At 69.2% G+C, this 14,082-nt stretch carries 12 protein-coding genes; 6 read left to right on the top strand and 6 right to left on the bottom strand.

Going from position 1 to position 14,082, the window contains the following annotated elements:
- Positions 1-3 precede the first annotated feature (3 nt).
- On the top strand, positions 4-819 hold the full coding sequence (locus F0U44_RS20725; RefSeq protein ID WP_149730294.1) for a deoxyribonuclease IV: 816 nt from the start codon (positions 4-6) through the stop codon (positions 817-819).
- A gap of 93 nt (positions 820-912) precedes the next feature.
- On the top strand, positions 913-1,497 hold the full coding sequence (locus F0U44_RS20720) for a hypothetical protein (RefSeq protein ID WP_149730293.1): 585 nt from the start codon (positions 913-915) through the stop codon (positions 1,495-1,497).
- Here F0U44_RS20720 and F0U44_RS20715 read toward each other — a convergent pair.
- Positions 1,485-2,729: an MFS transporter gene (locus F0U44_RS20715; RefSeq protein WP_149730292.1), complete on the bottom strand. Its 1,245-nt coding sequence runs from the start codon at positions 2,727-2,729 to the stop codon at positions 1,485-1,487. The two genes, F0U44_RS20720 and F0U44_RS20715, sit on opposite strands and share 13 nt — an antisense overlap.
- Positions 2,730-2,787: 58 nt before the next feature.
- On the opposite strand from F0U44_RS20715, the gene F0U44_RS20710 reads away from it, so the two are divergent.
- Together F0U44_RS20710 and F0U44_RS20705 are read left to right on the top strand one after the other, a co-directional pair.
- Entirely contained in the window at positions 2,788-3,915 is a 1,128-nt protein-coding gene (locus F0U44_RS20710) for a lipid II:glycine glycyltransferase FemX (RefSeq protein WP_188113598.1), read from the top strand.
- A 2-nt stretch (positions 3,916-3,917) separates the two neighbouring features.
- A complete protein-coding gene (locus F0U44_RS20705) occupies positions 3,918-4,982 on the top strand; it encodes an alanine racemase (protein ID WP_149730291.1) in 1,065 nt (354 codons plus the stop codon).
- Here F0U44_RS20705 and F0U44_RS20700 read toward each other — a convergent pair.
- Together F0U44_RS20700 and F0U44_RS20695 are read right to left on the bottom strand one after the other, a co-directional pair.
- Positions 4,887-6,374 (bottom strand): glycosyltransferase family 87 protein, encoded by a 1,488-nt coding sequence (locus F0U44_RS20700; protein ID WP_149730290.1) that lies wholly within the window; start codon positions 6,372-6,374, stop codon positions 4,887-4,889. The two genes, F0U44_RS20705 and F0U44_RS20700, sit on opposite strands and share 96 nt — an antisense overlap.
- A gap of 7 nt (positions 6,375-6,381) precedes the next feature.
- Positions 6,382-8,799, bottom strand: coding sequence for a transglycosylase domain-containing protein (locus tag F0U44_RS20695; RefSeq protein ID WP_149730289.1), 2,418 nt, complete (start codon positions 8,797-8,799; stop codon positions 6,382-6,384).
- A gap of 180 nt (positions 8,800-8,979) precedes the next feature.
- Here F0U44_RS20695 and F0U44_RS20690 point away from each other — a divergent pair, with 180 nt between their 5' ends.
- The gene (locus F0U44_RS20690) at positions 8,980-9,555 is read left to right on the top strand and encodes a PadR family transcriptional regulator (RefSeq protein WP_149730288.1); all 576 of its coding nucleotides are present in this window, start codon (positions 8,980-8,982) and stop codon (positions 9,553-9,555) included.
- Positions 9,556-9,581: 26 nt separating this feature from the next.
- Positions 9,582-10,667 carry an inositol-3-phosphate synthase gene (locus F0U44_RS20685; RefSeq protein ID WP_149730287.1) on the top strand — a complete coding sequence of 362 codons (1,086 nt, stop codon included), beginning with the start codon at positions 9,582-9,584 and terminating at the stop codon, positions 10,665-10,667.
- Between the two features lie 53 nt (positions 10,668-10,720).
- Here the strand turns inward: F0U44_RS20685 and F0U44_RS20680 are convergent, their stop codons facing one another.
- Genes F0U44_RS20680 through F0U44_RS20670 form a run of 3 tightly spaced genes read right to left on the bottom strand, consistent with a single transcriptional unit; the run spans position 10,721 to position 14,044 of the window.
- A complete protein-coding gene (locus F0U44_RS20680; RefSeq protein ID WP_149730286.1) occupies positions 10,721-12,043 on the bottom strand; it encodes an adenylate/guanylate cyclase domain-containing protein in 1,323 nt (440 codons plus the stop codon).
- Positions 12,044-12,069: 26 nt separating this feature from the next.
- Positions 12,070-12,534, bottom strand: coding sequence for an SRPBCC family protein (locus F0U44_RS20675; protein WP_149730285.1), 465 nt, complete (start codon positions 12,532-12,534; stop codon positions 12,070-12,072).
- 55 nt (positions 12,535-12,589) lie between these two features.
- Complete coding sequence (locus F0U44_RS20670; RefSeq protein ID WP_188113597.1) at positions 12,590-14,044, bottom strand: CCA tRNA nucleotidyltransferase; 1,455 nt, start codon at positions 14,042-14,044, stop codon at positions 12,590-12,592.
- Positions 14,045-14,082 lie beyond the last annotated feature (38 nt).

Below are 14,082 nucleotides of genomic sequence, written 5' to 3'. Positions count from 1 at the left end.
CGCATGACCGAGACCAGTGCCATCAGGATCGGCGCCCACGTCGAGCAGACCGACCCGATCGCCGAGGCGACGGCGCGCAACGCGCCCCTGGTGCAGTTCTTCCTCGGCAACCCGCAGTCCTACAAGGGTCCGGTCCTGGCCTACGAGGGTGGCGCCGACAAGCTGCGGACCGACGCCGAGGCTGCCGGCGTCGACCTCTACGTCCACGCGCCCTACCTGATCAACGTCGCCACGACCAACAACCGTCAGCGCATCCCGAGCCGCAAGCTGCTCCAGCAGCACATGGACGCCGCCGCCGAGATCGGCGCGAAGGGCCTGATCGTCCACGGTGGCCACGTAGAACAAAGCGACGACCCGGCTGTGTTGTCGGCGGGCTTCGACAACTGGCGCAAGGCCATCGAGGCGACCGACCTCAAGATCCCGCTGCTGATCGAGAACACCGCGGGCGGCACCAACGCGATGACCCGCTACCTCGAGCGCATCGCCGGCGTGTGGGCGGCGATTGACGGCACCGAGGGTGCCGACATGGTCGGCTTCTGCCTCGACACCTGCCACGCCCACGCCGGCGGCAACCCGCTCGAGACGATCGTCGACGACGTCCTCAAGATCACCGGCCGCATCGACCTGGTCCACTGCAACGACAGCCGCGACGACTTCGACTCCGGTGCCGACCGTCACGCCAACTTCGGTAATGGCCGGATCGACCCCGACCTGCTCGCCGCCGTCGTGCGCGACGCCGGGGCGCCGGTCGTGTGCGAGACGCCCGGAGGCGCGAGCGAGCACGTCGCCGACTTCGCCTGGTTGCGCGAGCGACTCTGAGGCCGAGTAAAAGTTGCCCCGGGTCGGGCTCAGCGACCCGCGATCGGTCCTAGCGTCGGAGCCATCACCCCCTTCGGCTCCAGGAGGACCGTCATGAAGCTGCCCCGTTGGTCGCCTCGGCGTGGGAACTACGCCAACATCACCTCCACCGCCGCGCTCGTCATCGCGCTCGGCGCCGGGGGCGCCTACGCCGCCAACACGATCTCCAGCGCCGACATCATCGACGGGGAGGTCAAGACCGCGGACCTCGGCGACGGAAGCGTCGTCACGGCCAAGCTGAGCCCCAGCGCCCGGAGCACGGTCTACACGACATCCCACGCCGACTACCTCACGATCGGCAGCCCGCCAGGATCGAGCGTCCTGTCCCTGACGGTCCCGGCCGCGGGCAGCTACCTGGTCACAGCGAAGGCGGTGACCGCGAGCCAGACCCTGAGCACCAACCTGCAGGCCTACTGCACGCTGGTCGCCGGCGCCCACGAGGACGTGGTCGCTGCGACCGCACCGGCCAGCGGCAGCGCCATCGCGATCCCGGCGATCCCGATCTCCGCGCAGATCGTCCACAAGTTCACCGCCGGCGAGACCGTCGACCTCAAGTGCAGCAGCGGCAACAGCACCCAGATCGGGCTCATCAGGATCACCGCCCTCAGGGTCGCAGCGTTCGTCACCTATCCGGGCTGAGGCAGGTCGGCGGCCCGCTTGTTCATCTCCTTCCATCGCGGGCTGAGCGCGGGGGCGATCGTCACGAGGAAGTAGGTGGCTCCGACGGCGAGCATTGCGAAGCTCAGCCCCTGCCACGAGACGAGCGCGCCGCCGACGAGGCCGCCGAAGGGCATGAGGGCGAAGCACATGGCGGTCGTCAGCGAGGAGACCCGCCCCACCAGCGGAGCGGGGATCCGCTCGAAGATCACCGCACCCAGGACCGGGTTGAGGAAACCGGAGGCGAAACCGCTGGCGATCACCACCGACCCCAGCAACCAGAGCGGGCTGTCGTAGGCGAGCACGACGAAGCGCGGCGCACCCGTGATCAGGAAGGCGACGAGGTAGACCGGGTAGCGCGGCAGTCGCGCTCCCCAGGCTGCCGCGCAGATCGAGCCGATCGCCGAAGCGCCGGCGAAGACCGCGAAGTAGAGCCCGAGACCGGCCGCCCCGGCGCCGTACTCCTGGGCCCAGACCGGCATCAACACCGTCGCCCACGCGACGTCGAGCAGGTTGTTGAGCGCGACCATGATCGCGATGCCGAGGAGCAGCGGGTCGCTGCGCAGGAAGTCCCAGCCCTGCCGGAGCTGGTGGAGGTACGGCGTCCGCTCGGTCTCGGCGGCGTCCGGCTCCGCCACGGGACGCATCGACATAGTCGCCCAGGCGAGCAACCCGGCGGAGAGTCCGAAGCTGGCGGCATCGACCGCGATCGCGTTGGCGGCACCGACGATGGAGACGAGCGCGCCGGCCAGCCCCGCACCGACGAGGGTCGCCGTCCGTTCGACGGTGCTGCCCAGGCCGGTGACCCGTTCCATCGGCACCTGCGCGGTCTCCGCGAGCCGCGGCACCAGGGAGTGCTTGGCCGCGTCGCCGGGTCCGCGCAGCGCGCCCGCACCTGCGACGAGCACGAGCAGCACGGGGAGGGTCAACAGGTCGGCGTGGTGGAGCAGCGGGATCGCGCCGACCACCACGACGCTCGCCAGGTCGCAGGTGATCGCCACCCGGCGGGCGCCGAGCCGGTCGATGATCGGCCCGCCGAGCACCTTCAGGACGACCAGCGGCAGCATCTCCGCGAGCGCGACCAGGCCGGTCTGGGTGGCGCTCCCGGTCGTCGTGAGCACGAACCACGGGATCGCGATCATGGAGACCCGGGTGCCGATCAACGACACCGCGTCGGCGCCGAGCCAGCCGTAAAGCGGTCTGCGGTGGCTCATGTGTGTCGCCTCCCTCGCGATCTGCAGGTTCACCTTGCCGGCCGATAGCCTGACACCCATGCCGAGCATCCGGGTGATCTCAGCCGACGACCACCGCGCCTACTTGGCGACCCTCCCGTCGGCGAGCTTCCTGCAGACACCGGGCTGGGCGAAGGTGAAGAGCGAGTGGCGCTCCGAGCACCTGGCGTGGGTCGACGACCAGGGCACGACGGTCGGCGCGGCGCTGGTGCTCTACCGCCAGCTCCCCAAGCTGAAGCGCTACCTGGCCTACCTCCCGGAGGGGCCGGTGATCGACTGGTCGACCGCCGCGCTCGGCGACTGGCTCGGGCCGCTGGTGCGCCACCTCAAGGGCGAGGGGGCGTTCGCCGTACGCATCGGGCCGCCGGTCGCGACCCGCCGCTGGTCCGCTGCGCAGATCAAGGACGGCATCGCCGATCCGGAGGTCAACCAGCTCGGCCAGGTGGCTCCGCTCGACCGCTCGGCCGCAGGCGCGCGCGTCGTCGCCCAGCTGCACGAGCTCGGCTGGCGTCACCAGGGTGCCGAGGGTGGCTTCGCCGCCGGCCAGCCCCAGTTCGTCTACCAGATCCCGCTGGTCACCGCGGACGGGAGCGCCCACACCGAGGAGTCGCTCCTCAAGGGCATGAACCAGCTCTGGCGCCGCAACATCAAGAAGGCCGACAAGGAGGGCGTCGAGGTCACGACCGGCACGAAGGCAGACCTCAAGGCCTTCCACGACCTCTACGTGCACACCGCGGAGCGCGACCACTTCACCCCGCGGCCGCTGCGCTACTTCGAGGTCATGTACGACGCCCTCAACGCCGACGAACCCGATCGACTCAAGGTCTGGCTCGGTCGCCACGACGGCGACCTCGTCGCCGCGACGCTCGCGGTGCGGGTCGGCCAGCACTCCTGGTACTCCTACGGCGCCTCCTCCACCGAGAAGCGCGAGGTCCGCGGCTCCAACGCGGTCCAGTGGGCGATGATCCGCGACGCCCTGGCCGAGGGCGCCACGGTCTACGACCTGCGGGGCATCACCGACACCCTCGACGCCGACGACCCGCACGTCGGCCTGATCCAGTTCAAGGTCGGCACCGGCGGCGAAGCGGTCGAATACGCCGGCGAGTGGGACCTGCCCGTCAACCGGGTGCTCTACAAGGCCTTCCAGGTCTACCTGGCCCGGAGGTAGCGATGAGCCTGACCCTCACTGTCGACGGCACGCGCTGGCGGTCCCACCTGGAGACCGTCGCCGACGCCAACCCCGGCATCGTCCCGGTCGCGAAGGGCAACGGCTACGGCTTCACCGTCGGCCGGTTGGCGCGCAAGACCCAGTGGCTGGCCGACCGCGGCCACGACGTGACGGCTCTGGCCGTCGGCACCTACGGCGAGATCGCGGAGGTCGCCACCCGGTGGGAGGGCGACATCGTCGTGCTCACGCCGTGGCGTCCCTTCATCGAGCCCCTCGACCCGGCGCTCGCCAAGCGGGTGATCCACACGGTCAGCCGGCTCGTCGACCTCGACGAGCTCCTGACCGCCTCGCCCCAGGCCCGGATCGTGCTCGAGCGCACGACCAGCATGCGCCGCCACGGCATGGAGGGCCGCGAGCTGTGGGAGGCCGGCGAGGTGCTCCGCCGCCACCCCGGCGCGCGACTCGAGGGCGTCGCCCTCCACCTCCCGCTGCAGCAGGGCAACCACCTCGGCGAGGTGAGCCGCCTCCTCACCGACGCGATCGCGGCCGACTGCGGCATCGACACCGTGTGGGTCAGCCACCTCACCGGCGCCGAGCTGACCACGCTGCGCGAGCAGTACGGCGACTTCACCATCCGGCCGCGCATCGGCACCCAGCTCTGGCTCGGTGATCGCGGTGCGCTCCACGTGACGGCCACCGTCCTCGATGTCCACCCGGTCGAGAAGGGCGACAGCTTCGGCTACCGCGCCCGCACCGCGCCGAAGTCCGGGCACCTGCTCGTCGTCAGCGGCGGCACCGCCCACGGCATCGGCCTCGAGGCGCCCACCGGCGAGTCGTCCATCAAGGCCCGGGCCGCGACCCTTGCCCGCGGCGGCCTCGACGCGGTCGGGTTCGTGCGGTCGCCGTACTCCATCGACGGCAAGCAGCGACTCTTCGCCGAGCCCCCGCACATGCAGGCCTCGATGCTCTTCCTACCGCACGGTGCGCGTGTGCCGGCCGTGGGCGACATGATCGACGTGCGGGTGCGCTACACCGCCACCGCTTTCGACAAGATCGTGATCGCCTAGCTCCTCCGGCTCCGGCCGATCCCCCGCCGGGTCGTGCTGCGGCAGGAACAGGTCGCGCACGACCATGACGACGAGATAGAGCTCGCAGGCCATCCGCACGACGATGCCGACCCAGTAGAAGCCGACGTCGCCGCCACCGGCGGGCTGCAGGTAGCCGCCGAGGTACCACCACACGGTGCAGAAGTAGAAGACCTCGCCGGCCTGCCAGATGATCTGGTCGCGCCAGCGCGGGCGGGCGAGCACGGCGAGCGGCAGCAGCCACAAGACGTACTGCGGCGAGTAGACCTTGTTGACGAGCAGGAAGCCGGCGACGATCAGGAAGCCGAGCTGGGCCAGCCGCGGGACATGGCCGGTGCGACGTCCGGCCAGCAGTCCGACGACGAGGACGCCGAGGCACCACGCACCGAAGAACGCCCACGACCAGGTGTTGATCGTGTCGACCTGCACGCCGCTGTCGCGCACCTGGTTGATGATCAACCAGACCGACCCGAGGTCGGCGCCGCGGTCGGCGTTGAAGGACCAGAAGACCTTCCACTCGTCGGGTCCGGTCAGCACCGCCGGCAGGTTGACCGCCGCCCAGCTGACCGCGGCCCACAGCGCCGCGAGTCCGAACGCCCCGAAGCGCCGTTGTCGGATACAGATGATGAGCAGCCCGCCGAGCAGGAACAGCGGATAGAGCTTGGCCGCCGTCCCGAGCCCGATGAGTACGCCGGTCAGCACCGGCCGGGCTCTCGACCAGGCCAGCAGCGCGCCCGCCACCAGGGCCACGGCGATCAGGTCCCAGTTGATGAGGCCGGTCAGGATCAGTGTCGGAGAGAGGGCGAAGGCGGCGGCGTCCCAGGGCCGCCCACGATCGACCCGCGACAACGCCCAGGCCGCTATCAGCGCCAGCATCGCGAAACCGGCCGCATTGACCAGGACGAAGATCGTCAGCTCGCGGTCGACGTCCTTGTCGCCGTACAGGTCGGTGACCGGACGGTCTGACCGGGCGCTGACGTCAGGACCACCGCTGATCTTCTGCGTCACCCACGCGGTGCCGTAGGCCCAGTAGGAGATCCCGACCGGATACTCCATCACCTGGTAGCGGTTGCGGGTCTCCTCGTCGTGGCTGTAGGGCCACGTCAGCTCCGCCAGCCCGCGCGGGACGTAGAGCGGGCGGAGGTCGGTGTAACACATGTGGGAGTAGACCCACGGCTGGTCCTTGCCCTCCGCGAGCGAGCAGGGAGCCTTCTGCACGAGCCCCAGCGTGAAGATGACCGCGGTCATCAGCAGCAGCACGCGGGTCGGGGTCCACCAGGGGTGCCGGCCGGCGTGGTCGCCGACCGGCCCGCCGACCGCCTCGCTGACGGCGGCCACCACCCGGTCGTCCCGAGTGGGGTGGACATGGGTCATGCGCAGGTCATCCCCGCCGGGTCCGGCGGCGCGCCAGCTGTCGGTCGTGGCCGGTCGCGGCCCGACCGTGGCCCCGGCTCTCCCCCTCGGCCGGTTGGCAGGTGCCGCCCTCGACCGGGACGTCCGGGTTGAGCGGGTTGTCGTCGGCGCCGTCGAGGATGCAGTCGCCGTCGGTGTCGGGGTTGTTGGGGTCCGTGCGCCGGATGATCTCCTGGCCGTCGGTGAGCCCGTCGCCGTCGGTGTCGTTGTCGGTCGGCGTCGGGGTGTCGGTCGGCGTCGTCGGAATCTCCGTCGTCGGGGTCTCCGTCGTCGGCTCCTCGGTCGGCGTCGTCGTCTCCGTCTCGGGAGTCTCCGTCTCCTTGGTCTTCGTCGGCGACGGCTTCGGCGTGAACGGCTCGTGGCCGTCGTCGGGCGCGTCGCCATCGACGTAGGCCGGCTCCGGGAACTCGACCGGGTCGAGACCCGCCATGTCGCGCTCCATCACCGCTCGCCACGTGCGCGCCGGGTAGGCACCACCGAAGTACTCCGGCAGCCAGCCCTTGAGCTGCTCGGTGCCGTCACCGCGCACATACATGACCGCGGTGGCGAGCTGGGCTGTGTAGCCGGCGAACCAGGCCGAGGAGACCTCGCCACGACCGTTGGTCGCCGTACCGGTCTTGCCAGCCGCGGGCCAGGCGAACCCGCTGAGCGAGCCGGCCGCGGTGCCGGCCTTCACGACCTCCTGCATCGCGTAGGACACGTCGGAGGCGATGTCCTCCGGGAGCGCGCGGTGGTCCTGGACCTTGTGGTCGTAGCGGACGTCGTCGTTTTGATCGACGACCTTCTCGATGATGAACGGCTCGGCCGCGACGCCGCCGTTGGCGACGGTGGCGTAGGCGTTGGCCATGTTGATCGGGCTCACCGTCTGGAACCCGAGGGTCACCCCGGGGATCGCCTGCAGACCGTCGGTGAAGTCCGGGAAGCCGAAGGCCGGGCGGGCGGGCTCGGCCGGCGGGATGCCCATCGAGACCGCGGCATCGATGACCTTCTGCGGCCCGTCCTCCATTGACTCCGTCAGGTCGATGTACGCCGTGTTGATCGAGTCCTCGGTCGCCTTGATCATGTTGACCCGGCCGTAGTCGGTGTCGAACTCGTTGATGACGTCGCTGCCGTCGGGGAACTCGTAGGGCGAGTTGCCGTCGAAGGTGTCCTTGAGGGAGAAGCCGTCCTTGATGCCCGCCGCGAGCGCGAAGGGCTTGAACGTCGAGCCGGCCTGGCCGCCCTCCACCGCCCAGTTGAGCTGGGACAGCAAGTAGTCCTGACCGGCGTAGATGCCGCGGACCGCACCGGTGCCGGGCTCGACGGTCGCGACCGCGACGTGGAGGTTCTTGTAGCTGTAGCCGTCGGGGCGGGCCTCCTCCATGCCGTCCTTGGCCGCGTCCATGGCCTTCTTGGTGAAGGTGGTGGTCACCTTGAGGCCGCCGCCGTTGATCTCCTGCTCGCTGAAGCCGAGCCGGAGCAGCTCCTTCTTCACCATCGTCAGCACGTGACCGCGCTGCTGGCCGTAGGAGTCCTCGGTCTTGAACTCGGGGAACTCCGGCAGCTTCTTGTAGGCCCGGTTCTGCTGGGCACCGGTGATCGTGTCCATGTCAGCCATCGCATTGATGACGTATTGGTAGCGCCCCTTGAGCTCGGCCTTGGCCGCCTTGCTGTTGGCGGGGTCGAGGTTGTTGGGGTCATTGAGGATCGCGGCCAGCACAGCGCTCTGCTGCAGGTCGAGGTCCTTGGCGTCGACCTTGAAGTAGGCCTGCGCGGCGGCCTGGATGCCGTAGGCACCGCGACCGAAGTAGATCGTGTTGAGGTAGCCCTCGAGGATCTCCTGCTTGGAGAGCTGGTTCTTGATCTTGAGGGAGAGGATCGCTTCCTTCACCTTGCGCTTCCAGGTGCGCTCCTGGCTCAGGTAGAGGATCTTCACGTACTGCTGCGTGATGGTCGACGCACCCTGGGTGAGGTTGCCCGACGCGTTGCTGAAGGCCGCGCGCAAGATGCCCCTGGGGTCCAAGCCCGAGTTGGACCAGAAGGACTGGTCCTCGGCCGCGACGACGGCGTCCTTGATGGTGTCGGGCATATCGGCGTAGTCGATGACGTCACGCTTCTGGACCGCGAAGTCGCCGAGCGTCGTCTTGCCGTCGGAGTAGTAGACGTGGGTCGTCTCGGTGAGGAAGTCGGCGTTGGGGTTGGGGATGTCGATCGACCGGTAGGCGATGTAGAAGAGGCCGGACATCACCAGGGCCATCACGAGGCCGACGATCGAGCCCCACTTGGCAACCGTCAGCAGGCGCTGCTTCCAGGTCCGCGGCTCCTCCGGCCCAGCCGGCCCCGCCTTGCCGGGCTTTTTCGCCGACGACTTCGACGCCGTACCTGACTTGCGCTTGCCGTCGGCCAAGGTCCTGCCTCACTCGGTGGATCGGGGTGGATCGGGGGGTGCTTCCGGGGGTCCGGATCGGTCCGGCGTGCCGCAGATCAGGGTACGGGCCCGCGTGGCGTCTCCCTATCCGGCACTGACTCGACACTGTCGATCCATCGAAAGTTCAGATTCCGCGGATATATCGCTACGATAGATCGCATGGCACGGCGTGGCGACACCATCGAGTTGGCAGTCCTCGGACTGCTGCACGAGGGACCCATGCACGGCTACGAGCTCCGCAAGCGCCTCAACCTGATGCTCGGGTGGGGTCGGCTGCTCTCTTACGGGTCGCTCTACCCGGCACTGAAGAAGATGCTCCGCGGCAACCTGATCTCGGAGGTCGCCGTCCCGGTGACCGCGACGTCGCGCCGTCCGCGGATCACCTACCAGGTGACCGAGCGGGGCACGACCGAGTTCCACCGGCTCATGTCGGAGGTCGGTCCCACCGCGTGGGAGGACGACAACTTCGACATCCGCTTCCGGTTCTTCTCCTCGACCGACATGGAGATCCGGTTGCGCGTGCTGGAGGGTCGCCGTTCGCGCCTGCAGGAGCGGCTCGACCGGGTGCAGCGCGAGCTGTCGATGACCCAGAAGGAAGTCGACCGGTATGCCACCGAGCTCCAGCGGCACGGTGTCGAGTCCGTAGAACGCGAGGTCCGGTGGCTGTCGGACCTGATCAATGCAGAACGCGGTGTCGTGGGGCCCACCCCCGCCGCTGCAACAGATAACGACTGAGACAAGAAGACCGAGGAAGGGATCCCATGGGTTCGGTACGAGTAGCGATCGCGGGCGTCGGCAACTGCGCCACGTCGCTCATCCAGGGCGTGCACTACTACCGGGACGCCGACCCCAGCGGCACCGTCCCGGGTCTGATGCACGTGAAGTTCGGCGACTACCACGTGAGCGACGTCGAGTTCGTCGCCGCGTTCGACGTCGATGACAAGAAGGTCGGCAAGGACCTGTCCGAGGCCATCAACGCCTCGGAGAACAACACCATCCAGATCTGCGACGTCCCCACGCTCGGCGTGGAGGTGCAGCGCGGCCCGACGCTCGACGGTCTCGGCAAGTACTACCGGATGACCATCGACGAGTCGACCGCCGAGGCTGTCGACGTGGTCCAGGCGCTCAAGGACTCCGGCGCCGACGTCCTCGTGTCCTACCTCCCGGTGGGCTCGGAGGAGGCCGACAAGTTCTACGCCCAGTGCGCGATCGACGCCGGCGTGGCCTTCGTCAACGCCCTCCCCGTCTTCATCGCCTCCGACCCCGAGTGGGCCAAGAAGTTCGAGGACGCTGGCGTCCCGATCGTCGGTGACGACATCAAGTCGCAGGTCGGTGCCACCATCACCCACCGCGTGATGGCGAAGCTGTTCGAGGACCGCGGCGTGGTGCTCGACCGCACCTACCAGCTCAACGTCGGCGGCAACATGGACTTCAAGAACATGCTCGAGCGTGAGCGTCTGGAGTCCAAGAAGATCTCCAAGACCCAGGCCGTGACGTCCAACCTCAACGGCCCGCTCGCCAACGTCGGTGCCGACGACCGCAACGTCCACATCGGCCCGTCCGACTACGTCGCGTGGCTCGACGACCGTAAGTGGGCCTACGTCCGCCTCGAGGGTCGCGCCTTCGGTGACGTCCCGCTCAACCTCGAGTACAAGCTCGAGGTCTGGGACTCGCCCAACTCGGCCGGCATCATCATCGACGCCGTCCGTGCCGCGAAGATCGCCAAGGACCGCGGCGTCGGCGGCCCGATCATCCCCGCGTCGGCTTACCTGATGAAGTCGCCGCCGGTGCAGATCGAGGACACCGAGGGTCGCCTCCTGCTGGAGAAGTTCATCGCCGGCGAGTGACCATCCGTTCCACGTGGAACCGCGGATCCTTCGGGATCCGCGGTTCTCGCGTTTTAGGCCAAGACGTAGGCCTTCTGCACGCCGAGGCCTTTGAGCTCGAGCCCCTCGACCGGCTTGCAGACCGCGGTGCCGTCGAGCTCGGCGTAGGTGGCGTGGTCGACCAGCACCTGACCCGCACCCGCCTGGCCGCAGAGCCGTGCGGCCAGGTTCACCACCCCGCCCAGCGGCGTGTAGTCGTACCGACCGTCGAAGCCGACCACACCGAGCGTGGCGTAACCGCAAGCGACCCCGATGCCGTAGCTCAGGTCATGACCACGCCGCTGCCACTCATCGACCAACACGTCGAGCGGCTCACGCAGCTCCGCAACCATGCCGATCGCCGCCCGCGCGGGCTGCTCGTGCGGCACCGGGTCGCCGACGTACGCCATGATCCCGTCACCCGCATAGCCACCCAACGTCGCGCCGTGACGCTGGAGCACCTCACCCACGGTCCGGTAGTACTGGTCGAGATCAGCCACGACCTCCTCCGGCTCCGACTCCTTCGTGAAAGCCGTGAAACCCCGCAGGTCGCAGAAGAACACCGCGATCCGCGCCCGGTGCGGAGCTGTGACCGTCGCCGCGTCGGCAGACATCACGGCATCGGCCACCTGCGGCGGCAGGAACCGACGCAGCTCCCCCAGCCGCTCGATCTCCTCGACCTGCCCGGCGACCCGGTCCTCCAGGGTGTGGTTGAGATCAGCCAGCTCCACCCGCGCCTCATGCTCGGAGTCCGCCAGCCGCTCGGCGCGCTCCGCCGCGATGCCGACGATCCACGCCACGCCCACGACCGTTGAGGTCACCATGACCCACTGGAGGAGCGGGTAGTCCCACCCGTCCTGGAGGAACATCACCGCACCACAGCCGACGACGACGTTGGCGGCACACATCGCGGCCCACCGGGGGCGCAAGGCGTAGAACGCGAACGGGAGTGCCTCGAGGTAGAACACCACGCTGATGCCGAACTCGGGACCGATCGCCCAGACCGCGGCGGTCGAGATCAGTCCCATCGTGGGGACGACGGTGACCATGAAGAAGGCGGCGTACCGCCGGATGACGCGGGCGGACAGCACCACGAGCCCGACGGCCATCGCCAGCCCGGCCGTCGCAGTGAACAGCCCGAGCGCCAACGACGTGTCGGGATGCGCTGCGCCATCACCCGCCACCTGCGAGTAGACGATCGCGATGGTCCCGGCCTGGAGCGACAGGGCGATCGCGGCCAAGGTCATCCGGACCAGCGCGAGACTGGGCAGTGGTCGGACCGCACCGGAGAGCGGGCCGTCCCACGGCTCGGCGTCCGCGGCGGCGACCTCCGGGGAGCCCAGGTCCCAGAACCGCATGCTCGAGGCTAGCGCCGGGCGTCTGCCTAGCGCTCGGCTTCGACCTTGATCCGCTCCAGCGTGGTGCGCATGCCGGCGAGCAGCTCCTCGTCGAACTTCGCGAGACCGCCCATCATCAGGCCCTGAAGCTTCGCCGAGGCCGGGGCGAGCCCGTCGGGTGCCTCACGGCGCTGGACGACCCGGGTGCCGCCATCGGCGAGCGGCTCAAGCGTGTAGGACCAGATCGTCTTGTTGTCCTTCACCCGGAAGGCGAACTCCCGCGGCGCCTCGTGACGGATGACCTTGGCCCGGGTGGGCCACACCTTCCAGCCGCTGCGGTTGATGTTGACGGTCGTCGTACCGACGGTGCCGTCACCGGTCTGGAAGGACCGCACCACCTGCGGGCTCCGCTGGGCCATGCCCGGAAGGTCGGCCACGAGGGGCCACACCCGCTCCGGGTCAGCCGCGATGTCGATGGTTGCTTCGAGCGTCTTCGCCTCGATCGTCGTCATGCTGCGCGACCCTAGGCGAACACCGCGTCGCGGACATCCGACCCAGGTAGCAGTCTCAGCGTGAGGCCCACCACGCCCGAAGCGCGGCGGTGGCCTCCTCCTCGCTCATCGGACCGTTGTCGAGGCGGAGCTCGAGCAGCATCTTGTAGGCGTCGCCGACTTCGCGACCCGGCGCAATGCCGAGGATCTCCATGATCTGGTTGCCGTCGAGGTCGGGCCGGATCGAGGCCAGCTCCTCCTCCTGCGACAGCCGGTCGATGCGGTCCTCGAGGTCGTCATAGGTACGACGGAGCCGCTCGGCCTTGCGTTGGTTGCGAGTCGTGCAGTCGGCCCGGGTCAGGACGTGCAGCCGGGCGAGCTGGTCGCCGGCGTCACGGACGTAGCGACGGACCGCCGAGTCGGTCCACTCGCCGGAGCCGTAGCCGTGGAAGCGCAGGTGCAGCTCGACGAGGTGGCAGACCGCGGCGGTCTCGTCACCGGAGAAGCGCAGCGCCTGCATCCGCTTGCGGGTGATCTTGGCGCCGACGACGTCGTGGTGGTGGAAGGTCACGGTGCCGTCGTCGAGGAAGCGTCGGGTCTTCGGCTTGCCGACGTCGTGCATCAGCGCCGCGAACCGCGACACGAAGTCGGGCTCACCGCCGAGGCGGTCCTCGAGGTCGATCGCCTGCTCGAGCACCGTCAGCGTGTGCTCGTAGACGTCCTTGTGACGCTGGTGCTCGTCGCGCTCGAGCTTGAGTCTCGGCAGCTCGGGCAGCACGTGGTCGCCGAGCCCGGTGTCGACGAGGAGCGTCAGTCCCAGGCGGGGGAAGGGCGCGCAGATCAACTTGACCAGCTCGTCGCGCACCCGTTCGGCCGAGACGATGGTGATCCGGTCCGCCATGTCGCGCATCGCCGCGACCACCGACGGATCGACCGCGAAGCCGAGCTGGGCCGCGAACCGGGCCGCGCGCATCATCCGAAGCGGGTCGTCGGAGAAGGAGTCCTCGGGCCGACCCGGCGTGCGGAGCACCTTGTTGGCGAGGTCGACCACGCCGCCGTACGGGTCCTCGATCGCCTGACCGGGCAGCCGCACCGCCATCGCGTTGACCGTGAAGTCGCGACGGCCAAGGTCGCCGGCGAGCGTGTCGCCGTACTTGACCTCGGGCTTGCGGGAGTCGGGGTCGTAGGCCTCGGAGCGGTAGGTCGTCACCTCGACGACCCAGTCGCCCTTGCGGCAGCCGATGGTGCCGAAGTCACGGCCCATGTCCCACCAGGCGTCGCCCCAGGACTTCAAGATCTTGTCGGTCTGCTCGGGCCGTGCCGAGGTCGTGAAGTCCAGGTCGTTGGAGCGGCGCCCGAGCATCGCGTCGCGCACGGGACCCCCGACGAGGGCGAGCTCGTGACCGGCGGCAGCGAACAGCGCGCCGAGCTCGTCGATCACCGGCGCGACGCGGTCCAGCTCCGCGGCCACCGACTGCTGCACGTCGACGAGCCGCAGCGGCTCGGACGAGGGCGAGTGAGGCTCGGACACGCCCGGGAGTCTACGGACGACCGCCCGTCGGGCAGCGC

It is taken from the genome of Nocardioides humilatus (genome assembly GCF_008373755.1).
GTDB classification, from domain to species: Bacteria; Actinomycetota; Actinomycetes; order Propionibacteriales; family Nocardioidaceae; genus Nocardioides; species Nocardioides humilatus.
The sequence above is the reverse complement of the archived record's forward strand: the minus strand, read 5'-3'. Positions and strand labels throughout refer to the sequence as shown.